Here is a 23,337-nt window from a genome sequence, read left to right on the forward strand (position 1 = left end):
TCGGCGCGAAGCCTTATTCGGCGAGCAGGCCCGAAAGTCCCGACACTGCCTCGATGAATTCCTCGCGGAAATCCTGCACGACCTGGCGACTCGAGCGCACCTGTTCGACCAGCCCGACGCCCTGGCCGACGAAATAGCTCACCAGCTCTCGGGCTCCGTCATTGCCCGCGGCAGCCTCGCGCTCGATCCGCGCAAAGGCGGGTTCGGAGACCATGCCCATCAGCGGCATGGGCAGCGTGCCGGGCCCATCGGGCGCATCCCAGGCATCGTGCCAGGCGGTCTTGAGCTGGCGCGCGGGCTTGCCGGTACGGCTTTTCGAACGGACCGTGTCGCGGCTGCGCGCGGCGACCATCTTCTCGCGGAAGGCTTCGGAGGTCTCGGCCTCGGGCGTGGCCAGCCAGATCGACCCGGTCCAGGCGCCTTGCGCGCCGGCCGCCATCATCCCGGCCATCTGCCCGCCGGTCATGATCCCGCCCGCTGCGAGCACGGGAATCTGGTGTCCGGCACGGTCGAGTGCGCGGACGACTTCGGGGATCAGCACCAGGGTCGAAACCTCGCCGCAGTGCCCGCCTGCCTCGGTGCCTTGCGCAACGATGATGTCGACCCCGGCCTCGGCCTGGCGGATCGCGTGTTCCTTGGCCCCGACCAGCGCCGCCACCGGCACGCCGCGCTTCTTGCCTTCGGCGATCATGTCGGGCGGGGCGATGCCGAGTGCGTTGGCGATAAGCTTGATCGGGTGGCGGAAGGCGACCTCCATCAGCGCGAGACCGTTTTCGGGCGTTATCCCCATGCGTTCCCTGAGGATCGGCATCTGCGCCTCGGGCGCGATGCCGTAATTGCCCAGCACCTCGTTGACGAAACCCTGGTAGGCCGGGTCGATCGCGGCGGCACGGCTGCGGTTGTCGGCCAGTTCGCGCACGCGTGGGTCGATCACTTCGGGGACGAGCACGTCGACGCCGTAAGGGGCACCATCGACATGCACGTCGATCCAGGCGAGCTCTTCTTCGAGTTGTTCGGGGCTGAACCGCGTCGCGCCGAGCACGCCGAAGCCACCCGCCTTGCTGACCGCGGCGACCACGTCGCGGCAGTGGCTGAAGGCGAATAGCGGGAATTCGGCCCCGGTCAGTTCGCAAACGCGATTCATCGGCATCGGTGTTTCCTCTCTCCTGATCACTGATGTTAGCTATCGGGCCTTCGACCCGAAAGGAACAGCATATTGCCGCATGGTTCGGCAGCTTCGAGGGTGAAGTGCCTTTCGAATGCGGCGATCACATCGTCGCGCGTTTCCGGCTCGGCGGCCTCGCCTTGCTTGTAGAGCTGGCGCAGCATGAAATCGCCGGGGTTGCGTCCGGCCAGTGTCAGCGTGCCAAGCGCCACGGGTGCGCCCGGGCTGACGAGGTCGCGAAGCTGGGCGAGGTAGCCCGACTTGCTGCCAAATACATGCAGCATTCCCCACCCCATCGCTCCGGCGAAGCTGGCCGGCGCAAAGGGCGGGGCAAAGGCATCGCCCTGTATGAAGCGTGCGCCGGGAAGGCGCCCCTGGGCGCGCTCCAGCATGCCCAGCGAGCGATCGAACAGCACCAGGCGCTGTTCGTGTCCGCGATAGGCATTGGCGGTGAAAACCAGCGATCCGCACCCGAAATCGAGCAGGGGGCCGTCGGTTCTGTCGAGCATTCGCCGTGCGGCGGCGTCATAAGCCCGCTTCGGGCATCCCCAGACAATCCGATTGTATATCGGATTGCCGACTACCAGATCGTAAGCCTTTGCGAGCCGGTCGTACTCCGCGCCGCGCTCGGCTTCCGGCAAGGCAGTCTCGATGCCACCGGGTAGCCGGTCGAGCTGCCCATGCTTTGCCACTAGATTGCGACTTCGTAGTTTGCCGTGGTTCTTGCCGCGATTTCGTCTGCGGTGATGCCGGGGGCCATCTCGATCAGCTTGAACGGGCTGTCGTGATCGGGTCGCTGGAACACAGCGATGTCGGTGATGATCATATCGACCACGTTCTTGCCGGTCAGCGGCAGCGTGCAGGCCGGGATGAACTTGGGGCTGCCGTCCTTGGCATTGTGTTCCATCACCACGATGATCTTCTTCACGCCCGCGACGAGATCCATTGCGCCGCCCATGCCCTTGATCATCTTGCCCGGGATCATCCAGTTGGCGATGTCCCCGTTCTCGGCCACCTCCATCGCACCCAGCACGGTCAGGTCGATGTGCCCGCCGCGGATCATGGCAAAGCTCGCCGCGCTGTCGAAATAGGCGCTGTGCGGCAGTTCGCTGATGGTCTGCTTGCCTGCGTTGATCAGGTCCGCGTCGACCTCGTCCGCATAGGGGAAAGGGCCGATGCCCAGCATGCCGTTCTCGCTCTGCAGCGTCACATGCATGCCTTCGGGGATATGGTTCGCGACCAGCGTCGGGATGCCGATCCCGAGGTTGACGTAATACCCATCCTTCAATTCGCGCGCCGCGCGGGCGGCCATCTGGTTGCGGTCCCAGCCGGTGCGGGTCGCGGTATCGGTCATCTTACTTGCCTTCGTTCATGATGTCGGGCGCGGTGCGCACCAGGGTGTCGGGTGTCCAGCGGGCGTCGGGCGGGAACACGTCATCGATCGTTCCCTTCTGCCAGAAGCCATAGGCCGCGTTGGGGATCAGGAACCAGCCATTGCCCCACAGCTGCGCGATATCGCCGCGCGCGGCGAGCTCGCGACGTTGCTGCACGCTGAGCGTCCTGTCGTTGAGCAGCTCGGCAAAATCGCCAAGGTTGTCGCCGCCCAGCGCGATCACGCAATAGCTGTCCGAAATGATCTTGCGGCGGCCGTCCTTGTTCCCGCCCAGGGCATCGTCGCCAGACAGGTACAGCGTTTCGCCGTGCACCGCCGGGCCAACTCCGGCTTTCTCGATAGCGGCAATCGTGCCTGCAGCGGTCGCGCTTGGGCGGTTGGTATTGAAAAGCACCGCAATCCCCGCTTCGCGCAGGCGGCGAATGCCAGTGACAGCGCCAGGGACCGGTACCGCATAGGCCGCGCCCTCATTGGCCCACTTCATGAAGGCTTCCGGCGTGAAGTCGTTGCCGAGGGACAGCCAGTATTCGTAGCCGCGATTGAGGATGACCGTCTCGTCGACGTCGAACACCGCGGCGAAGGGCTTCTGCGTCCCGTCCTCGCGCTGGCAGCTTGGTGTGCCGAGGCCTCCGGGCGTATCGGGAAGGCCGAGCGGAACCGACTGCGGCAGCCTGCGCTGGCGCGATACGGAGATGGTGTAGTCGGCGATCAGGCGCCAAGCCTGGATCGACGCGGCCGCAGCCTCGCCTGAACCATAGGTCCAGCGCATGGGATCGGGGGCAGGCGCTTTGCCGCCCATCGGGGCGGGCGCGGCGACGGGCGCTGGTGCACTGGCCACCTCGCTGGGCGCAGTTGCGCAACCCGCCAGGGCCAGGGCTGCAAGGACACTGGTGCCGGTAAACCTCATCGGGAAGCCTCCATATCGGCGGGCAGGGGAATATCGGGTTGCTCGACCTGCCACAGCAGCGAGAGCACGCGCCAGCTGCCGTCCGCCTGCCGCATGAGCTGGAATGAATTGATCCCTCGCGTGCCGCCGGTGGTGCCATCGGGCTCGGTCCAGTTCCCCGAATAGGACGACCATACATGGGCAATCCCGCCATAGACGAGCACCCGATTGACCAGCGTGCCTTCGCTGAAACCATTGGCGACGAGGAAGTCGCGCTTGGCGGCGATGTATTCCTCGAGCGTACAGCTCTCGATGCCATCGGCGCGAATGGCGGTCAGCCGTGCATGCGGCAGATAGAGTGCGCGCATCGCATCCCAATCACGCCCCTGCCCGGCGGGGCCGGAAATCGCCGCGTAGACTGCGTCGACTATGCGACAAATCTCCGTCTCTTCGCTCATTGCATTGCGCTCACGCGATCGAGCCGGTTTCGGGGTCGATCTGCCGTGGCGTATCGGTGGGGTATGATCGCTCCGCGTCGAAACCTTCCCAGATCCTCGCCAAGGCTTGTTTCTCGGATATGCCGACCGCCTGTGCATAGGCCTTGGCGCCGTGGCGCGCAGCATCGACCAGCGCCATACCAAACAGGAATGGATCTGCCCCGATGCCGCGAGGTTCGATTATCGCCGTGAGATTTTCGCCATCTTCGCTCCAGAGCCGGGCAAACTCGGTGGACTTCGCGAGGAAGCCGAAGTCGGAGACGTCTAACTCTCCTGGCCAGGCCTTCTTCCTGCCGAACATCACGCCACCTCTCTTTCGCGCGTAGTGACGAACTCGATCTTCTTGTCGTAGGGGGCGCCAACGATCATGCGCTGCACATAGACGCCGGGCAGGTGGATACAGTCCGGATCGAGGCTGCCGACGGGCACTATCTCTTCGACCTCGACCACGCAGACCTTGCCGCAGGTCGCGGCGGGCTGGTTGAAGTTGCGGGCGGTCTTGCGGAACACGAGGTTGCCGGTTTCGTCGGCCTTCCACGCCTTGACGATGGCGAGATCGGCGAAGATGCCGCGTTCGAGGATATATTCCTCTCCGTCGAAGACCTTCACTTCCTTGCCCTCGGCCACCTGCGTCCCAACGCCGGTCTTGGTGTAGAAGCCGGGAATGCCGGCGCCGCCCGCGCGCATTCGTTCGGCCAGCGTGCCCTGCGGGCAGAATTCCACCTCGAGCTCGCCCGAGAGGAATTGCCGTTCGAACTCCTTGTTCTCGCCGACGTAGGACGAGATCATCTTCTTCACCTGGTGCGTACGCAGCAGCATCCCGATGCCCTCGCCATCGATCCCGGCATTGTTGCTGGCGAAGGTCAGTCCTTTCACACCCGAATCGCGGATTGCGACGAGCAGCCTTTCGGGGATCCCGCAAAGGCCGAAGCCTCCGCTTGCGATCAGCATGTCGTCCTTGAGGAGCCCGTCGAGGGCGGCGGCGGCATCGGGGTAGAGCTTGTTCATGGGCGCGACTTAACCACTTGCGGCGCGTCTGTCACGCGCATGCCGTAGCGTCCGCGGGGCATGCCCTGTTTTTGTTGCATTGCAAAACACTGTGACCGCAATGTGATTGCCAAGATCGTGATAATTCAATAGGTTGAACCACATCGACTATGTATGTGTTGCAACGCACGCAACAAAAATTGCCCTTTTCGCACTTGCACAATACGGGTCCGGGCAACATATCTCGACCTGCCTTTCAGGCATCCTCTCCCAAGACTTTCAAGCCCGGTGGGTTCGCCCGCCGGGCTTTTTTCTTGCCGATTCCGGACCCGTCTCGCCTATTCGTTCATTGCATCGGCAAGGCCCAGTTCCCAGCTAGGGCCAAGCGATTGATTGGACGGATGAAGGGATTGGATCTCCCATGGCGGAAGTGGACGCGGCAGTAGCGGACAAGACGGTGCGGCTGCAGGTTGCGGCGGCGCGGCAGGAAGAGAGCGGTCAGGGCATCGCCCGCATGCCGCGTTCGGCCTTCCAGGCGCTGGGCATCACCGAAGGCGATGTGGTGGAGATCACCGGCAAGCGTTCGACTGCGGCTGTCGCCATGGCCGCCTATGACGAGGACCAGAGCCTCGACGTGGTCCGCCTCGACGGGCTCCAGCGTGGAAATGCCGAAGTCGGCTCGGGCGAGCACGTCAAGATCGCCGCTGCGGAATCGCGCCCGGCCACCCGCGTGGTGTTTGCACCGGCGCAACGCGAAATGCGGCTGCAAGGCCCGGCCCAGGCGCTGAAGCGCAACTTCTTCCGCAAGCCGATTGTGGCTGGCGATCTTGTCGCAACCACCGGACAGCAGCCGGTCGAGAACATGCCGCCCGAGGTGCGTCGCATGTTCAATGCACCCGCCTATGCGCTCACGCAGATCCGGCTCAGCGTCGTCTCGACCGTGCCCAAGGGTATCGTCCACATCGATGACGATACCGAAGTCGAGCTGCGCGCCGAATTCGAGCCGCCGCGCGACGGTCGCGCGGTAGTGAACTATGACGACGTCGGCGGGATGGGCGATACCATCCAGGCGCTGCGCGAAATGGTCGAACTGCCGCTCCGCTACCCCGAACTCTTCACCCGCTTAGGTGTCGATCCGCCCAAGGGCGTGCTGCTCCACGGTCCACCGGGAACCGGCAAGACCCGCCTCGCCCAGGCCGTCGCCAATGAGAGCGATGCGAGCTTCTTCACCATCAACGGACCCGAGATCATGGGTTCGGGTTATGGCGAGAGCGAGAAGCGGCTGCGCGAAGTGTTCGAGGAGGCAAGCAAGTCGGCCCCGGCGATCATTTTCATCGACGAGATCGATTCGATCGCTCCCAAGCGCGATCGCGTGCCGGGCGAGGCGGAGAAGCGCCTTGTCGCGCAGTTGTTGACGCTGATGGATGGGCTCGAAGCGCGGGCGAACCTGGTGGTGATTGCCGCGACCAACCGGCCCGAAGCCATCGACGAGGCGCTGCGCCGCCCCGGCCGTTTCGACCGCGAGATCGTCATCGGCGTTCCCGACGAGAAGGGGCGTCGCGAAATCCTCGGCATCCACACCCGCGGCATGCCGCTGGGCGACAAGGTCGACCTCGATGAACTGGCGCGGGCGACCTACGGATTCGTCGGCGCGGATATCGCCGCATTGGCACGCGAAGCGGCCATCGACGCTGTCCGCAGGATCATGCCGCGGCTCGATCTTGACGAGCGCACCGTGCCGCAGGAGGTGCTCGACGACCTTTATGTGAGCCGCGAGGACTTTCTCGCCGCGCTCAAGCGCATCCAGCCTTCGGCCATGCGCGAGGTTATGGTGCAGATGCCCAACGTCCGCTGGAGCGACATCGGCGGCATTCCCGACGCCATCGCCACGCTCAAGGAAGGGATCGAGCTGCCACTCAAGAATCCCGATGCCTTCCATCGCCTGGGCATCCGGTCAGCCAAGGGCTTCCTGCTCTATGGCCCTCCGGGGACGGGCAAGACCCTGCTTGCCAAGGCCGTCGCCAAGGAGGCCGAGGCCAACTTCATCTCGATGAAGTCGAGCGACCTCCTGTCGAAATGGTATGGTGAGAGCGAGCAGCAGATCGCCCGCATGTTCAAGCGCGCCCGCGCGGTTGCGCCATGCGTCCTCTTCATCGACGAGATCGACAGCCTCGTGCCCGCGCGCGGATCGGGCCAGGGCGAGCCGCAGGTCACCGGGCGGGTGGTCAACACGATCCTTGCCGAGATGGACGGGCTGGAGGAGCTCCAGTCCGTCGTGGTCATCGGCGCAACCAACCGCCCCGCCTTGGTCGACCCGGCGCTGCTGCGCCCGGGCCGGTTTGACGAGCTCGTCTATGTCGGTACGCCGGATAGGCCGGGGCGCGAACAGATACTGGGCATCCACACCGCCAACATGCCGCTCGCGAAAGATGTGAAGCTGGCTGACATTGCGGAGAAGACCGAACGCTTTACGGGCGCAGACCTCGAAGACGTGGTTCGCCGCGCTGGTCTCAACGCGATCCAGCGCGGTGGCGGTGAGGTCAAGACGGTCGCTGCAGCGGATTTCGAAGAGGCGCTCAAGGACAGCCGCGCAACGGTCACTCCCGAGATGGAGAGCGAGTACCGGAAGATGCGCGGCGAGCTGAAGAAGCGAGCCGCCGAAGTCCACCCGATCGGCTTCCTGCACGAAGGAATGGTCGAAAGCACCCGCGCCGCCAAGCACGAGTAGCGGGGGCTATTTGCCCTGCTTGGCTCGCTGGTTCGCCGCTTCGACCTCCAGCCGGTGCCGGATCAGCGCGCCGGGTTGTTCCTTGCGCAGCCAGCCGAGCATATGCTCGCGTACGTCGCAGCGCAGGGTGAACAGGTCGCCGATGGTATTGGCGCTCATCGCCAGGCGCAGCTCGATACTCTCGGGGTAGGCTTCGGTCATCAGCAACTGCAAATTGCGCCCATCCCACAGCGGGTGCTCCCGGACATAGCGCTCGAATTCCGCGCGAATCGACCCAATCTCGGTGTCCGGGTCGAGGTGAAGGAACACCGGGCCGGTCAGCTTCTCGTTGATCCGCGACCAGTTCTCGAAGCTCTGGTCGAGGAAGCGGCTGGTCGGCACCACGATCACGCGTTCGTCCCAGGTTCGCACCGTCACGAAGCTCATGCGGATTTCCTCGACCCGGCCCGTCTGCTCATCGACCTTGACTAGGTCGCCCAAGCGAAGCGGCTGGGTCAGCGCCATCTGCAGCCCGGCGATGATCGACTTGAGTGCCGGCTGGGCGGCGGCACCCACAGCCAGGGCGGCCAGGCCCGCCGATGCGAGCATGGTCGTGCCGACATCGCGAACCCCGGGAATGTTGAACAGGATCAGCGAGATGGTGATTATCGTTATTGTTACGCGGATCGTCCGCGAAAGCACCGCAATACGGGTCAGTCGCCCACGCTCGGCAACCGGATCGGCAGACTTATTGACCTGCTCGGCAAAGCCAAGGGCGACACCCTTGACTGCGGCATAGGCGACCCAGCCGACTACGGCGGGGGTCAGGAAGCTGGCCAGCACATCCCACTCGCGCCCGACCAGGGCATCATTCTCCGCTGCGATGGATACGGCGAAGGTGATCAGCGCGAGCCGCACCGGGCGGCGGACCTTCGCGATCACGACGTCGTCGAGCGGGGTGTGCGATTGCGTGGCCAGGCGCTTGAGGATGGCAAAGCCGATCCAGTGGATGATCAGCGCGCCGGCAATGGCGACGCCGAGTACCGTAAGCACTTCGATCAGGGCGGAAGTCGATATGGTCCAGCTGCGCGGCAGGAAAGGTTCGAGCATGGTTGGCATGCCTATGGCCCCAAGGCGCCCGATTCAACCCACCCGTTCAATCGGCAGTGGGCAGGTCGATGCAAACGATCAGCCCGCCGGGCGTGAATTCCCGAGTGACCGTTCCACCGAACTGGCGTGCCGCGCTGTCCATCATCATGGTTCCGAAACCCTTGTTCCCGGGCTCGCCAACGACTTCGGCACCATCTTCCTTCCAGGTCAGCCGGACCCGGTCGCCCTCGCGCTTCCAGTCGACGGCGATCGACCCACCGCAACTCCAAGCGCCATATTTGACCGCATTGGTAGTCAGTTCGTGCAGCACCAGACCCAGCGGGGTGACCCTTTTGGCCGGAAGGAAAACCTCCGGCCCTTCGATCGTCGCGGTGTGGCTGGGCGAACGATAGGGTGCCAGAGTGGTCTCGACCAGCTGGGCAAGTGCGGCCACCGGCCGGTCTATCTCCCCCTGGGTAACTTCATGCGCGGTCAGCAGTGCGCGAATGCGGTTGCTGATACTCTCGGTCAGCTCCCTTGCCTCGGGCTTGCCGCGCGCGCTCATCTGGACGATCGCGAGAACCACGGCAAAGAGGTTCTTGACCCTATGGTTGAGCTCGCGCGCGAGCAGGTCGGCGCGATCGCGGGCTTCCGCCAAGGCCGCGGCCTGCGCCGCTTCCGCTTCCGCCCTGGCCGCCCGACTTACCAGTGCGGTGCCGGCGATCATGGCCAGCACCAGCATTGCCAGCAGTCCGCCCAGCAAGGGCAAGACACGCGATTCTGCGAGTGCTGCCTGCGCCGTTGCTTCGCCCAGTATTGCGTTTTCAATCTGCTCCATCTCGCGCATCGCGCGGTTGAGCCGTTCCATGGTTTCGACGCCTTCGTCGGTCAGCACGGCGCGACGCGCGTCGAGCAGGCGCCCACTTTCGAGCAGCGCGACACTTGCTTCCATCTCGTCGAACTTGGCCCGGGCCAACACGTCGATCTCGTCGATCAGCTCCGACTGGCGCGGCGTGGCCTGTTCGCCGAGCAATTCGCGCAGCCTGTCGAGTGCCGGGCCGATCTGCTCGCGGCCAACCAGATACGGTTCGAGGTAGCGCCGATCGAGCGTGATGAGGTAGCCGCGTTGGCCGGTCTCGCCGTTGATTGTCGCCCGTCCAATCCGGCGAAGTTGGTCAAGCACTTCGACCGTCTTTTCCGCCTGATCGCGTTGCGCGCGTTCTGCGTCCACCGTCTTGTAAACGAGGAACAGCAAGGCGAGCATGGCGGCGCCAATGATCGCGAGCAGCGCGACATTCACCCAGCGCAGCCGCCGCTGACGCATGGCAAAGGCGAAGGTGCGCTTCAGTGCGCCGCTCCCCAGCTCGCCCCCGTGCCGATCTCCACGCCCAATGGGACGCTAAGTTCGACTGCCGGGCGCGCTGCTTCGGCCATGATGCGCTCGATGACCGGCGACGCTGCTGGCACATCGCCTTCGGGGAGCTCGAACACCAATTCGTCGTGCACCTGCAGCAGCATCCGTACATGGCCCAGCCCGGCCTGTTCCAGCGCCGGGACCATCCGGGCCATTGCGCGCTTGATGATGTCGGCGCTGGTGCCCTGGATCGGCGCGTTTATCGCCGCGCGCTCGCTCCCTGCGCGCTCGTTCGGGTTCTTCGAATTGATCCGGGGGAACCAGGTCTTGCGCCCGAACAGCGTTTCCGAATAACCGCGTTCGCGCACGCTCTCGAGCGTCGAATGGATATAGTGCTGAATGCCCGGGAAGCGCTGGAAATAGGTGTCGATCATCGCCTGCGCTTCTTCCGGAGTGACCCCAAGCCGTCCGGCAAGACCCCAGCGCGAAATGCCATAGAGGATGGCGAAATTGATCGTCTTGGCGCGTCCACGCGTGTCGCGATCGACCGTTCCGAACATCTCCATCGCGGTGCGCGCGTGGATGTCCTCGCCGGCTGCAAAAGCAGCCTTCAGGCTTGGAACGTCGGCCATGTGCGCGGCAAGGCGCAGCTCTATCTGCGAATAGTCGGCAGCGAGCAGAACGTTACCCGGCTCCGCGACAAAGGCCTCGCGAATCTGGCGGCCGATCTCCGTCCGGATCGGGATGTTCTGCAGGTTGGGATCGGTCGAGGACAAGCGCCCGGTCTGCGCCCCGACCAGCGAGTAGCTGGTGTGGACGCGATTGGTTTCGGGATTGATCGCTTCCTGCAGGGCATCGGTATAGGTCGACTTGAGTTTCGCCAGCTGGCGCCATTCGAGCACCTTGTCGGCGATCACCGCGCCTTCTCCCGAAAGCCGTTCGAGGATTGCCTGGTCGGTTGAATACTGCCCGCTCTTGCCCTTGCGCCCACCCTTGTAGCCGAGCTTGTCGAACAGGATATCGCCGAGCTGCTTAGGGCTTCCAACGGTGAAAGGCTCGCCCGCAAGCTGGTGGATCTCGCCCTCGAGCCGCGCGGTCTCCTTGGCGAACTCCTCGGAAAGCTTGGCCAGGTGCGGGCGATTGACGTGGATGCCGTGGCGCTCCATCTGTGCCACCACCGGGACCAGCGGGCGGTCGACCCGCTCATAGATCCGCGTCCCGCCTTCCTCGGACAAGCGCGGTTTGAGCAGTGCGTGCAGCCGCCAGGTGACGTCGGCGTCCTCCGCGGCATATTCGGTCGCCTTGCCAAGCGGGACCTCGCCGAAGGGGATTGCCTTCTTGCCCGTTCCGCAGACGTCCTTGAAGGCGATGCAGGTGTGGCCCAGGTGGCGCTCGGCCAGTTCATCCATGCCGTGCCCGCCACCGATCCCGTCGAGGCCGCGGCCGGCATCGAGATCGAAACTGATCACCATGGTGTCGTCGATCGGAGACACCATGATGCCTTGCCGGGCGAGCACGTTGAGGTCGTATTTCCCATTGTGGAAGACCTTGAGCACCGCGTCGCTTTCCAGCAGCGGCTTGAGTGCGGCCAGTGCGGCGGCCTTGTCGATCTGTTGCGGCTTGTCGGAGAACATGTCGCTCCCGCCGTGACCCAGCGGGATGTAGCAGGCGTCATTGGGCCCGATCGCGAGACTGACCCCGACCAGCTCCGCGCGGATCGCGTCGAGGCTGCTGGTTTCGGTGTCGACTGCGACCAGTCGCGCCGCCTGCGCCCGGGCGATCCAGTGCTCCAGCCGTGCTATCTCCTGTACGCATTCATAGGCCGACCGGTCGACGGTCGGCATCTCGGGCAGCGGCTGGCGATTGCCCCCGTCACTCGCCGGGGCGCTCGCCGTTTCCTGCTTCGCCGGATTGAGATTGGTCGCGCGCGAGGGGCTGCCCGCGCCTGCGCCCAGGCGCTTGAGCAGGCTGGTGAAGCCATGCTTGGCCAAGAAGGCGGCGAGCGGTTCGGGCGGTACGCCTTCGAGCTTGAAATCGTCGAGCGGTTCGGGGAGTTCGCAATCCTCCTTGAGCGTGACCAGCACCCGGCTCAGCTCGGCCATATCGCGGCCTTCGAGCAGGCGTTCCTGCAGCTTGGACTTCTTCATCTCGGGCGCTGCATCGAGCGCCGCGGTGAGCGAACCGTGTTCCGAGATGAGTTTCGAAGCCGTCTTGGGGCCGATGCCGTAGATCCCCGGGATATTGTCGACACTGTCGCCCATCAGGGCGAGTACGTCGCCGACCAGCTCGGGCGGGACGCCGAACTTCTCCTCGACTTCTTCGCGATAGATCCGCTGGCTCTTCATGGTGTCGAGCATGTCGATCCGCGCGCCGTCGACTTCACCGACCAGCTGCATCAGGTCCTTGTCGGAAGACACGATGGTGACGTTCCAGCCCTGGCTTTGTGCAGCGCGGGCGTAGGAGGCGATGAGATCGTCCGCTTCCAACCCCTCTTCCTCGATGCAGGGCAAGCTAAAGGCGCGGGTCGCGTCGCGGATCAGCGGGAACTGCGGCCGCAGGTCCTCTGGCGGTGGTGGCCGGTTGGCCTTGTACTCGGGGTAGATGTCATTGCGGAAACTGTAGGAGCCCTTGTCGAGGATCACCGCGAGGTGCGTGGGGCCATCGGCCTTGTCGAGGTCGTCGGCCAGCTTCCACAGCATCGTCGTGTAGCCATAGACCGCACCGACCGGTGTACCTTCGGGGTCCGTCAGCGGCGGCAGCCGGTGATAGGCGCGAAAGATATAGGCGGACCCGTCGACGAGGTAGAGATGCGGTTTGACAGCCATCCGGGCGGCTTAGCAGCGCCTTGCGCGCATGGGGAGCGCTTTTGGGGTCATGCTTCCATGATCGAAAATCCTGCGCGAAATCAGCTGTATGATGTGGGTGAGAACCAACAAAGGGGCGAAACTCCTTGCGATGCCACAATCTGGCCATTATTTAGCCACTGTGAGGCCCGATTCCGGGGCTCGCGTGGGCGAGCGGCCTTCAAGTCGCAAGCCCGCACCCTTACTCGCTGTTCAAGGAACTATCCTATGCGCAAGATCGCTCTCGTTGCTGCCGCTTCGGCTGCTGCCCTGGCTCTCGCCGCCTGCTCGGAAAAGACCGAAGACGCTGCTGAAGCCACCGCTGACAGCATGGCTGCCGACGCCGAAGCCAATGCCGACGCCGCTGGCGACGCCATGGAAGCTACCGGTGACGCCGTCGCCGAAACCGCTGAAGACGCCGCCGACCAGGTAGAAGAAGCTACCGATTCGATGACCGAAGAAGCGCCCGCCGAGTAATCGGACCTGCGCTTCGGACGGGTATCCGGTCCGGAACAAGAAAGGGNGGCACCGCATGGTGCCGCCCTTTTTCTTTAACGAGTGGAGCTTGTCGCCCTAGCGTGCGCCGTAGGAGGCGCTGGCCCAGTTGCGCTGGTTTTCCTCAGCATAACCATCGTGCAGCGCGCGGGCGATCTGCGCGATCCGTGCTTCGCGCTCGAGCCGGGTACCCTGGCCGGTGACGTAGATTGCCACGGCAACCGCGCGCCCATCGGCAGTCTCGAGGATACCGACATCGCTCGAGGTGTTGTTGAGCGAGCCGGTCTTGTGGCTCACCCGTACTTCGGCCGGCATCAGGGCCGGAATACGGCGCTTGCCGGTAATCGTGCGGCTCATCGCGCCAAGGAGTACGCGGCGGCTTTCATCGCTCAGGAACTTGCCCTGGTAGAGGCCCGTCAGCAGCTGGACCATCGCCTTGGGCGTGGCGCTGTCGCGCGTATCGATGTGGTTCGCGGGATTGAACTCGCCATCGTCGCGCACCAACGTGGCGATATCGCGGTCCAGGCTGAATTCGGTGATGCCCTGGCGGCGGACCCAGTCGTTGACCTTCGGGGGTCCCCCCACCACCCGCAGCAGCGCATCGGTGGCCGCGTTGTTCGAGCGGGTGATCATCATTTCGATCAGGTCGATCGCCGGGAAATGCTGGCCTTCGCTGACCGGGGCCCGAGCGCTCGAAAAGGGGGCGGACCGTTGCGGTACCAACAGCGGGAACTCGCTGGTCAGGCTCCAGCGGCCCTTTTCCACTCCTTCAAGGAAGGTCGCGGCAATGGCGATCTTGCTGGTGCTGGCCATCGGGAAGCGCTGGTCGCCCAGGACGCCTACATAACGGCCGGTCGAAAGATCGACCGCTGCCACGCCGATCCGGCCTCGGGAACCGTCGGCAATAGTGGCGATCCGCCGCTCCAGGTCGCTGTCGTAGCGTGCTTCGAAATTCTGAGGTGTGCGTACTTCCGTGCCGAGAGTACTGTCGAAAGTCTTCTCGAAAGACGGCGCGTCACCCTGCGCGACTGCGGGCGCTGCCAGCATCATTGCGCCCGCTGCCAGAACCGTCCTGAGAAATCCTGTCCGCATTCGACCTCGGTATCACTGCTATGGTTGCCTTTTGTTTAATATAGGCAGGGAATCGCTGGCAAGCAGGAACGCGATGAAAAGTGTTCCGTTCGAGACAGGCTCTTATCTGAGCGGGTAATTTCCGGAAACAAAGATGCGCGCTCCTTGCGATCGAGGGCGTGAGATCGGTTCTTGAGTGAAACCGATTTTGCCTGCAAGCATGGGGTATGGGAGAGTCGGATAGCGGGACTGCGCTGGAGCGCGGGCTTGAACGGGCGTTGGCGCGGGCCGGATTGCCTGCACCTGAAAGACTGACCCGCCTGACGGGCGGGGCAACCATGGAGAGCTGGCGATTTGCCAGCGGCGGTGAGGACTTCGTGCTCCGCCGCGCGCCCTCCGCCGCGATGATGGAAGGCCGCGCAATCGGTCACGACATAGAGGCTGCAGCGATCCGCATGGTCCATGCGGTGGGCGTTTTGGCCCCTGAGATCGTAGTCGAACTGGAAGAAACGGACGGCCTCGGCACCGGCTTCGTCATGCGGGCGCTGCCGGGGACACCCGATCCGCGGACGATCCTGGCCGACAATGCCGGCGATGCCGAGGGCAAGGGGCTCGCCGATCAGTTGGCGCGAGAGCTTGCCGGAATCCATGGCGTCGATCACGCGGCGCTCCCGCCAGGCCTTCCGACACTCGACCCTGAAGCAGGGGTTGCCGGCTTGCGCGCCCAATTCGAAGAGGCGGGCGGCGATCGCCCGGTCGTCGCGCTGGCCCTGCGCTGGCTGGAGGACAACCTGCCCGCACCGGCGGAGCCCGCGTTGATCCATGGCGACTATCGCCTGGGCAATGTGCTGGTGGCGGGCAACGACCTCACCGGCGTGCTCGATTGGGAACTTGCCCACCTCGGCGATCCGCACGAGGATCTTGCCTATGCCTGCATGACGGTGTGGCGGTTCGCCCGGATCGATCGTCCTGCGGCGGGTCTCGCCAGCCTCGACGATTGGTTCGCGGCTTACGAAGCGGCCGGCGGCAGGACGGTCGATCGTACCCGCTTCCACTGGTGGCTGGTCTATCGCACCTGTTGGTGGGCGCTCGGTTGCTGGCGCATGGGGCGTACCTGGCGCGAAGGCGCGGATCGCACGGTCGAGCGCGCGATCATCTCGCGCCGGACCAGCGAACAGGAACTCGATCTGTTGCTGCTGCTGGAAGGGGAGGCGCCGCGCGCCGAACGTGACCGACCCTTGCCGCCATCGGCATCGCTACCGCCGCCGACGGGCGAAGCAACCGCCGGGGAACTCGCAACCGCGATTTCCGAATGGCTCGCCACGGTCAAGGACCGGATGGAAGGCCACGACCGCTTCCAGCATGCGGTGGCCCGCAACGCCTTGGGCATCATTGCTCGCGACTTTGCCGCGAAGGTCGATCCGGCGGATGCGAAACTCGCAAGGTCGCTGATCGCCGGCACGCGCACGCTGGCCGAACCCGGCCTGCTCGCACAGTTACGCCGAACCGCGCTCGACAAGCTGGCGGTCGACATGCCCAAATACCCCGCGCTTGACGTCGCCCGGCGCCAATGGACAGGAGAGGACTGATGGATTTCACCGTGCCGCAGGAGCTGGAGGACTACTACGCCGAACTCGAGCGCTTCATCGAGGCCGAGATCGAGCCGCTCGTCGCGAAGGACGACAATATCCGGTTCTTCGACCATCGCCGCGAATGGGCGCGGACCGATTTCGAGAACGGCGGCCTGCCGCGGCACGAATGGGAAGACCTGCTGCGCGAAAGCCGCAAGCTGGCCGACGCCGCGGGCCACTGGCGTTTCTCGGCACCGAAGAAATACGGTGGCAAGGATGGCTCCAACCTGTGGATGGCGGTGATCCGCGACCGTTTCGCTGCGCGCGGGCTGGGCCTGCACAACGATCTGCAGAACGAGCATTCGATCGTCGGTAATTTCCCCTTCGTCGCCATGTTCGAGACCTTCGGGACCGAGGAGCAGAAGCAGGAGTTCATCCTCGGCGGGTTCGAAGGTACGCGTCGGGTGGCGTTCGGCCTTACCGAACCGCACCATGGCTCCGACGCGACCCACATGGAAACCAAGGCGGTGCGTGAGACCCGGGACGGGGTCGACGGCTGGCGCATCGACGGCGAGAAGATGTGGATTACCGGCATGCATGTCGCCACGCATTGCGCCATGTTCGCCCGCACCAGCGGCAAGGATGGCGATGCCAGCGGGATCACCTGTTTCCTCGTGCCCAATCCCACACCGGGGCTGGAGATCGAGGAATGGATGTGGACCTTCAACATGCCGACCGATCACCCGCGCCTGTCGGTCAACAATGTCTGGGTACCCGATAGCGCGATCCTGGGCGTCGAAGGCCGTGGCCTGGCCCTGGCGCAGAGCTTCGTCCACCAGAACCGTATCCGCCAGGCGGCTTCGTCGCTCGGCGCGGCGAGCTATTGTGTCGAGGAGAGCGTAAGATACGCCCGCGAACGCAAGCCGTTCGGCGAGGAACTGGCGCGGAACCAGGCGATCCAGTTCCCGCTGGTGGAGCTGGCAACGCAGTGCGAGATGCTGCGCCTGCTGATCTACAAGACGGCCTGGGAAATGGACAACATGCCGCATGAGATGATCGAGAAGACCATCTCGGACAAGGTCAGCATGTGCAACTACTGGGCGAACCGGCTGGTATGCCAGGCGGCCGATCGGGCGATGCAGGTCCATGGCGGGATCGGCTATTCGCGCCACAAGCCGTTCGAGCATATCTATCGCCACCACCGCCGCTATCGCATCACCGAAGGGGCGGAGGAGATCCAGATGCGCAAGGTCGGCGCCTATCTGTTCGGTTATCTCGGGCCGAAGCGGGGCAAGTACGGCTAATCGACCAACGGCATTGCCAAGCGGCTTCAAATTGTTAGCCAGTGCTCACTGAAATTCTGGGAGCACTTCATGATTGCACGCTATTCGTTCGCCGCAGCCCTGCTGGCGTCGGCCGCACCACTCTATGCTGCCGACGAGGTGCCGATTGTCCTGCCCGGCGCACCGGGCGAAGCGCCCAAGGTGATCGATGCCAAGCAGGCGATCGCTCTCGCCAATACCAGCTACTCGCCGGGCGACGTCGCCTTCATGCAGGGCATGATCGTTCACCACCAGCAGGCGGTCGACATGGCGCAACTGGTCAAGGCGCGAACCAATAACGAAGCGATCCTCAAGACTGCCGACCGCATCGAGGCGAGCCAGCAGGACGAAATGAAGTTCATGCGCAGCTGGCTCGAGGATCGCGGGCAAGATGCGGCGATGGCGGGCATGGGGCACGCGCACCACACCATGAAGGGCATGGCCAGCCAGGCGCAGATGCAGGCGCTCGCGGAAGCCAGCGGGACAGCCTTCGACCGCCTGTTCCTCGAACTGATGGTCGCGCACCACAAGGGCGCAGTGACCATGGTCGACGACCTGCATAATCTGCGCGGGACGGCATATGATCCGGTGATGTTCGAGTTCACCAACGATGTGGTCACCGACCAGAAGTCCGAGATCGACCGGATGAACAGCGTTCTCACCGGCCTTTCGACCGATCCTCGCGCGACGCTCAAGCCCGGTTTTCGCGACGCGGGCGAAGCAATCCTGAACCTGCGTCACGTCACCGCCATGCCCAAGCCGGCCGGTTTCTTCGACCCGGCCAACCCGGCGCAGCTGCAGCCGCGGATCGAGAAGAAGGCCACGGAAGATGCAACGGCAGCTGCGGCCAAGGACGGAGAGGAAGACAAGCCCAAGTTCGGCGAGCGCGGGTCGCTGCTCGACTTTGCTTTCACCGATATGGCCTTCTCGGGCGATATGCTGGTGGCGGGCAGCTATCACGGCTTCAACGCCTATCGTCTTGGCAATGACGGCATCCCGCAACTGGTCAGCTCGACCGTCTGCCCCGGCGGGCAGGGCGACGTCTCGATCGCCGGCAGTATCCTCGTCATGAGCGTGCAGGACAGTCGCGCACGGGTCGATTGCGGGCTCGGCGGGGTCGAGGATCGGGTCAGCCCCGAACGCTTCCGTGGCATCCGCATCTTCGACATTTCCGACATTACTCGCCCGCGCCAGGTCGGGCAGGTACAGACCTGCCGCGGCAGCCACACGCACTCGATCGTCAGCGCCGATGACGCGCGCCTGATCGTCTATAATTCGGGTACCAGCTACGTCCGTGACGCGGACGAACTGGAGGGCTGCTACGAACTGGGCGGCGACAACACCGCGCTGTTCAGCATCGACGTGATCGAAATCCCGCTGGCCGATCCTTCGCAGGCGCGCATCGTCGATCGGCCCCGCGTCTTCGCCAAGGATGGCGAGATCGCGGGCCTGTGGCGTGGCGGCGATCATGGCGACGGAACGCAGGAGACGTTCCGCACCGACATGTGCCATGACATCACCGTCTTCCCGGCCAAGAACCTCGCTGCGGGGGCCTGTTCGGGCAATGGCATCATCCTCGACATCAAGGACCCGCTCAAGCCCACGCGGATCGACGACGTGACCGACAAAGGCTTTGCCTATTGGCATTCGGCGACCTTCAATAATGACGGCACCAAGGTCCTGTTCACCGACGAATGGGGCGGGGGCGGGCGGCCGCGCTGCCAGGCGGGCGATCCCAAGAACTGGGGCGCCGACGCCTTCTACGGCATCGAGAACGGCAAGCTGGTCTATCGCGGGACCTACAAGCTGCCCGCACCGCAGACCGACAAGGAGAACTGCGTCGCGCATAATGGCTCGATCATTCCGGTTCCGGGACGCGATATCTTCGTCCAGGCCTGGTACCAGGGCGGTATCTCGGTGATCGACTTCACCGACCCGGCGAACATCCAAGAGATCGCCTATTTCGACCGTGGACCGATCGACAAGGACCAGATGATCACTGGTGGTTACTGGTCGGCCTATTGGTACCGCGGGCGCATCTATGCGACCGAGATCAGCCGCGGGCTTGACGTTTTCGCGCTCAAGCCGAGCGCGTTCCTGACCAAGGAAGAGATCGCTGCCGCCGAAGGCGCGATCTATGCGGGCGACCTGTTCAACCCGCAGACGCAGACGCAGGTCACCTGGCCGGCCGAACTGGTCGCGGCGGCGGAGGCGAGCCGCAAGGGGGGCTGACAGGACCGGTCAGGCGAAGGCGACAAGGCGACAAAGGCGACTCGGTGTCGCCTTCGCTTCAGAGGCTATATGGTCCTGTAAAACCGTGAGAATTTTCGCACGAAAGGCGTGAAGGCGACACTCGGGCCGGTTCTGCGATAAAATCCGGCGGCTCCGACTGGCTGATCCGGAATGCGGGTCATTCGCCTTCGCCATAGACTTAGGCCAATCCCTCGTTCCGGGCTTGATTTTCATCCAGCCCGGGATCGCCCCAGGCAAAGTCGCGCTCGTCCTCGAGATCGCACCATTCGGTCGGTCCGTGCGCGATCCGGTCGAGCAGGCGTGACAGGCCGCGCTCGGAAAATTCGCGCTCGGGACCGCGAAGGTGGACGGTGGCCCGCTGCAGCGCGCCGCTCGCGAGCAGTGCCGTGGTCAACCGTTCGTCGTAGCGGCGCGAGGTGCCGATCAGCTCGCCTTTCCAGTAATGCGGCACTTCGACGCCGTTGACCGCCCGCTCGATCGCCGCGTCGAGCACGCTGTCGCGTGCATTGCGCAGCGCCAGCCGCCACGCCGCGCCGAACGGCTGGTCGTCGAGCCGCGCGCGCAGCTTGTAGGCCGACTGCCGCCCCATCCCCACACTCCGCGCCGCCGCTGCGACATTCTGCGTAGTTGCGAGCATGCGCAGGAAATCGACCTGCTTGTCGACCGTCCAGCCATCGTAGCGTTCCGCGCGGGAGGGGACAGAAGGGGTGAGGGCGAGTGGTTCGCCGCGGGTCTGCTCGTGTGCAATATAGGTTATTAGGCACGATCGTGGCGTGTAGGAAAGCCTTGCCTTGCGCCGCTCAAATGGACTGAAAACGGGATGGCAGCTATCGACCCGATTGCAGACCAAGCAAGTTTTTTCTTACGGTGCTGCCAAACGCCAGATTCAGGGTGGGGAGCAGAGGATGAGAATAGGAGTATACTGGCTCTTGCCTGTCGCAATTCTTTCTGGCTTTGGAGGGTTTCTAGTCGGGAGCAGTACACCCTCAGATGTGATCTACGGCGACGTGCCTGCATCCGCGATAGAGAAAGCACTGGATGGCGATACAATCCTGATCGATGGCCAGATCATAAAGATTAGGGGTCTGGATGCCCCAGAAGTTGGAAAAAACGCGTCTTGTCTTGCGGAGGCTGCCCTAGGTGGCTTGGCGATGCAGCATTTGGCTGGCGAACTTCACAACTTCGGCGAAACTGTTTGGGAGCTTCGAAACGTCGACAACCGTTCAGGAAGATTGGAGGGTGATTTGGTCCGTTCTGACGGTAAAAACATAGTCGATCATATGACGATTAATGGATTTGCCATTTCAAGCGAAGCTCGTTGGGAATGGTGTAGGGTCGTGCCAGACTTTGACGACAACCAGCTTTATCCAGCGATCAACGTGGGGTCTGGACCACCATCTGACGTCGAGTTGGCCGACGACTGATTTCCACCCCATCAGGTGACGCTCTCACCGAGCTAGCGATGTGCAAGGAGCGGACTAGCCGTTAACGACCCAATTGCTGATGCTTCGAATAGTCAATCAACGAGACCATTTGCCGATTGAGTCTATGAGGTCGTCAATCTCGCTTTGGGAGAACATTTCCTGGCCTCCGTGGCCATTCTTCTTTTCGATATATCTTTGCGCGGCATATCTGGAGCCACCGCGCCGATGGATACCCCTTACATGCTCAACGAAGAACTTTCGCCAAAACACGCGTGATTGCAGTCTTAATCTCTTAGTGTCCCCATACTCGCGAATATTGAAGTGGTCCTTCAAGGTTGAGTCTATTTCTTCGTCTTTGATTACATGCGCATCTGCCCGCTCGACGAATTCGAGCGGCGTCTCATCTTCTAAAGGTCTTAGGGTGATCATGGTGCCATAGTAAGACGGGCAAATCTGTTCGTCAAAGCTCTCACCATGTCGGGTCTTCGAGCAGTAGCAGCTCCATACTTTTACGCATCAACCAAGCTGGCCTCGAACGTCCACTTCCTACCCATCATCAGACAAAAAGGCCCGGCGGATCGCTCCGCCGGGCCTCTTTCTGTCCGGTAGGTCGGGAGGGGCTTAGAAACCCATGCCGCCCATGCCGCCCATGTCGGGCATTGCCGGGGCAGCCGGCTTGTCTTCCGGCTTCTCGGTGATCGCAGCTTCGGTCGTGATCAGCAGGCCGGCGACCGAGGCAGCGTCCTGCAGCGCGGTGCGGACGACCTTGGTCGGGTCGATCACGCCGGCAGCGACGAGGTTCTCGTAGGTGTCGGTGGCTGCGTTGAAGCCGAGGGTTTCGTCGTTCGCGTCCATCAGCTTGCCCGAGATGACCGCACCGTCATGGCCGGCGTTCTGGGCGATCTGGCGGACCGGCGCGGTGATCGCCTTGCGGACGATGTCGATACCGCGGGTCTGGTCTTCGTTGGCACCGGTGAGGCCAGCGAGCGCCTTGGTGGCATAGAGCAGAGCGGTACCGCCGCCCGGGACGATGCCTTCCTCAACCGCGGCGCGGGTCGCGTGCAGCGCGTCGTCGACGCGGTCCTTGCGCTCCTTCACCTCGACTTCGGTGGCGCCGCCGACCTTGATCACGGCCACACCGCCGGCGAGCTTGGCGAGACGCTCCTGGAGCTTCTCGCGGTCGTAGTCGCTCGACGTGTTGTCGATCTGGGTGCGGATTTCGTTGACGCGAGCCTTGATGTCGTCCGCTTCACCGGCACCGTCGACGATGGTCGTGTTGTCCTTGTCGATGGTGACCTTCTTGGCCTGGCCGAGCATGCCCAGAGTGACGTTCTCGAGCTTGATGCCGAGGTCTTCGCTGATCATCTCGCCCTTGGTCAGGATCGCGATGTCCTGCAGCATCGCCTTGCGGCGATCGCCGAAGCCCGGCGCCTTGACCGCCGCGACCTTGAGGCCGCCGCGCAGCTTGTTGACCACCAGGGTGGCCAGCGCTTCGCCTTCGATGTCTTCGGCGATGATCAACAGCGGACGGCCCGACTGGACAGCCGCTTCGAGCACCGGCAGCATCGCCTGCAGGTTCGACAGCTTCTTCTCATGGATCAGGATGTACGGGTTTTCGAGCTCGACCGTCATCTTTTCCGGATTGGTGATGAAGTAGGGCGAGAGGTAGCCGCGGTCGAACTGCATGCCTTCGACGACATCGAGTTCGAATTCGAGGCCCTTGGCCTCTTCCACGGTGATCACGCCTTCCTTGCCGACCTTTTCCATCGCTTCAGCGATCTTTTCGCCGACTTCGGTGTCGCCATTGGCCGAGATGATGCCGACCTGGGCGATTTCCGACGAACCGGCAACGTCCTTCGAACGACCCTTGAGGTCTTCGACGACCTTGGCGACGGCGATGTCGATGCCGCGCTTGAGATCCATCGGGTTCATGCCGGCGGCAACCGACTTCATGCCTTCGTTGACGATCGCCTGGGCGAGCACGGTGGCGGTGGTGGTGCCGTCACCCGCAGTGTCGTTCGCCTTCGAGGCGACTTCCTTGATCATCTGCGCGCCCATGTTCTCGAACTTGTCCTTCAGTTCGATTTCCTTGGCGACGGTGACGCCGTCCTTGGTGATGCGGGGTGCGCCGAAGCTCTTGTCGATCACGACGTTGCGGCCCTTGGGGCCCAGCGTGACCTTGACGGCATTGGCGAGGGTATCGACGCCGCGCAGGATGCCTTCGCGCGCGTCGCGGCCGAACTTTACGTCCTTGGCTGCCATTGGTGTTTCTCCTGGAAT

Annotated in this window: 20 protein-coding genes; 6 read left to right on the forward strand and 14 right to left on the reverse strand. The window is 63.7% G+C overall.

Features of this window, described 5'->3' with window-relative positions; all coding sequences use genetic code 11:
• Positions 1-13: 13 nt before the first annotated feature.
• Genes HQR01_RS06750 through HQR01_RS06780 form a run of 7 tightly spaced genes read right to left on the reverse strand, consistent with a single transcriptional unit; the run spans position 14 to position 4,949 of the window.
• Positions 14-1,150 (reverse strand): NAD(P)H-dependent flavin oxidoreductase, encoded by a 1,137-nt coding sequence (locus HQR01_RS06750; protein WP_173213732.1) that lies wholly within the window; start codon positions 1,148-1,150, stop codon positions 14-16.
• 29 nt (positions 1,151-1,179) lie between these two features.
• Entirely contained in the window at positions 1,180-1,857 is a 678-nt protein-coding gene (locus tag HQR01_RS06755) for a methyltransferase domain-containing protein (protein WP_173213734.1), read from the reverse strand.
• A complete protein-coding gene (locus HQR01_RS06760) occupies positions 1,857-2,519 on the reverse strand; it encodes a CoA transferase subunit B (RefSeq protein WP_173213736.1) in 663 nt (220 codons plus the stop codon). The genes HQR01_RS06755 and HQR01_RS06760 overlap by 1 nt, the downstream gene beginning before the upstream one ends.
• 1 nt (position 2,520) lies before the next feature.
• Positions 2,521-3,465 carry an HAD family acid phosphatase gene (locus HQR01_RS06765; RefSeq protein ID WP_173213738.1) on the reverse strand — a complete coding sequence of 315 codons (945 nt, stop codon included), beginning with the start codon at positions 3,463-3,465 and terminating at the stop codon, positions 2,521-2,523.
• Positions 3,462-3,902 carry a Cif family virulence factor gene (locus tag HQR01_RS06770; protein ID WP_173213740.1) on the reverse strand — a complete coding sequence of 147 codons (441 nt, stop codon included), beginning with the start codon at positions 3,900-3,902 and terminating at the stop codon, positions 3,462-3,464. The genes HQR01_RS06765 and HQR01_RS06770 overlap by 4 nt, the downstream gene beginning before the upstream one ends.
• Positions 3,903-3,912: 10 nt before the next feature.
• A complete protein-coding gene (locus HQR01_RS06775; RefSeq protein WP_173213742.1) occupies positions 3,913-4,242 on the reverse strand; it encodes a DUF5076 domain-containing protein in 330 nt (109 codons plus the stop codon).
• A complete protein-coding gene (locus HQR01_RS06780) occupies positions 4,242-4,949 on the reverse strand; it encodes a CoA transferase subunit A (RefSeq protein WP_173213743.1) in 708 nt (235 codons plus the stop codon). The genes HQR01_RS06775 and HQR01_RS06780 overlap by 1 nt, the downstream gene beginning before the upstream one ends.
• 400 nt (positions 4,950-5,349) lie before the next feature.
• Between HQR01_RS06780 and HQR01_RS06785 the strand changes: the two genes are divergently transcribed.
• Positions 5,350-7,656: a CDC48 family AAA ATPase gene (locus tag HQR01_RS06785; RefSeq protein ID WP_173213745.1), complete on the forward strand. Its 2,307-nt coding sequence runs from the start codon at positions 5,350-5,352 to the stop codon at positions 7,654-7,656.
• A gap of 6 nt (positions 7,657-7,662) precedes the next feature.
• Here the strand turns inward: HQR01_RS06785 and HQR01_RS06790 are convergent, their stop codons facing one another.
• Genes HQR01_RS06790 through polA form a run of 3 tightly spaced genes read right to left on the reverse strand, consistent with a single transcriptional unit; the run spans position 7,663 to position 12,903 of the window.
• Positions 7,663-8,745, reverse strand: a complete 1,083-nt coding sequence (locus HQR01_RS06790; protein ID WP_173213747.1) for a mechanosensitive ion channel family protein — start codon at positions 8,743-8,745, stop codon at positions 7,663-7,665.
• A 46-nt stretch (positions 8,746-8,791) separates the two neighbouring features.
• Positions 8,792-10,048: a sensor histidine kinase gene (locus HQR01_RS06795; protein WP_173213749.1), complete on the reverse strand. Its 1,257-nt coding sequence runs from the start codon at positions 10,046-10,048 to the stop codon at positions 8,792-8,794.
• Positions 10,049-10,068: 20 nt separating this feature from the next.
• On the reverse strand, positions 10,069-12,903 hold the full coding sequence (polA, locus tag HQR01_RS06800; RefSeq protein WP_173213751.1) for a DNA polymerase I: 2,835 nt from the start codon (positions 12,901-12,903) through the stop codon (positions 10,069-10,071).
• Between the two features lie 246 nt (positions 12,904-13,149).
• On the opposite strand from polA, the gene HQR01_RS06805 reads away from it, so the two are divergent.
• Positions 13,150-13,398: a hypothetical protein gene (locus HQR01_RS06805; protein ID WP_173213753.1), complete on the forward strand. Its 249-nt coding sequence runs from the start codon at positions 13,150-13,152 to the stop codon at positions 13,396-13,398.
• Between the two features lie 96 nt (positions 13,399-13,494).
• Here the strand turns inward: HQR01_RS06805 and HQR01_RS06810 are convergent, their stop codons facing one another.
• A complete protein-coding gene (locus tag HQR01_RS06810; RefSeq protein ID WP_407644599.1) occupies positions 13,495-14,466 on the reverse strand; it encodes a serine hydrolase in 972 nt (323 codons plus the stop codon).
• Between the two features lie 248 nt (positions 14,467-14,714).
• On the opposite strand from HQR01_RS06810, the gene HQR01_RS06815 reads away from it, so the two are divergent.
• The 3 genes from HQR01_RS06815 (at position 14,715) to HQR01_RS06825 (ending at position 19,612) form a co-directional block, all read left to right on the forward strand.
• On the forward strand, positions 14,715-16,076 hold the full coding sequence (locus HQR01_RS06815) for a phosphotransferase (RefSeq protein WP_173213755.1): 1,362 nt from the start codon (positions 14,715-14,717) through the stop codon (positions 16,074-16,076).
• Positions 16,076-17,362: an acyl-CoA dehydrogenase family protein gene (locus tag HQR01_RS06820; protein ID WP_173213757.1), complete on the forward strand. Its 1,287-nt coding sequence runs from the start codon at positions 16,076-16,078 to the stop codon at positions 17,360-17,362. The genes HQR01_RS06815 and HQR01_RS06820 overlap by 1 nt, the downstream gene beginning before the upstream one ends.
• A gap of 69 nt (positions 17,363-17,431) precedes the next feature.
• Positions 17,432-19,612, forward strand: a complete 2,181-nt coding sequence (locus HQR01_RS06825) for a DUF305 domain-containing protein (protein WP_173213759.1) — start codon at positions 17,432-17,434, stop codon at positions 19,610-19,612.
• A 199-nt stretch (positions 19,613-19,811) separates the two neighbouring features.
• Here HQR01_RS06825 and HQR01_RS06830 read toward each other — a convergent pair whose 3' ends face one another.
• Complete coding sequence (locus HQR01_RS06830; protein ID WP_173213761.1) at positions 19,812-20,270, reverse strand: hypothetical protein; 459 nt, start codon at positions 20,268-20,270, stop codon at positions 19,812-19,814.
• Between the two features lie 202 nt (positions 20,271-20,472).
• Here HQR01_RS06830 and HQR01_RS06835 point away from each other — a divergent pair, with 202 nt between their 5' ends.
• Complete coding sequence (locus HQR01_RS06835) at positions 20,473-21,057, forward strand: thermonuclease family protein (protein WP_173213763.1); 585 nt, start codon at positions 20,473-20,475, stop codon at positions 21,055-21,057.
• A 96-nt stretch (positions 21,058-21,153) separates the two neighbouring features.
• Here HQR01_RS06835 and HQR01_RS06840 read toward each other — a convergent pair whose 3' ends face one another.
• Together HQR01_RS06840 and groL are read right to left on the reverse strand one after the other, a co-directional pair.
• Positions 21,154-21,486: a hypothetical protein gene (locus tag HQR01_RS06840; RefSeq protein ID WP_173213765.1), complete on the reverse strand. Its 333-nt coding sequence runs from the start codon at positions 21,484-21,486 to the stop codon at positions 21,154-21,156.
• A gap of 192 nt (positions 21,487-21,678) precedes the next feature.
• Positions 21,679-23,319, reverse strand: coding sequence for a chaperonin GroEL (gene groL, locus HQR01_RS06845; protein WP_173213767.1), 1,641 nt, complete (start codon positions 23,317-23,319; stop codon positions 21,679-21,681).
• Positions 23,320-23,337 lie beyond the last annotated feature (18 nt).

The organism is Erythrobacter mangrovi (assembly GCF_013260645.1).
In the GTDB taxonomy this organism is placed as follows: Bacteria; Pseudomonadota; Alphaproteobacteria; order Sphingomonadales; family Sphingomonadaceae; genus Qipengyuania; species Qipengyuania mangrovi.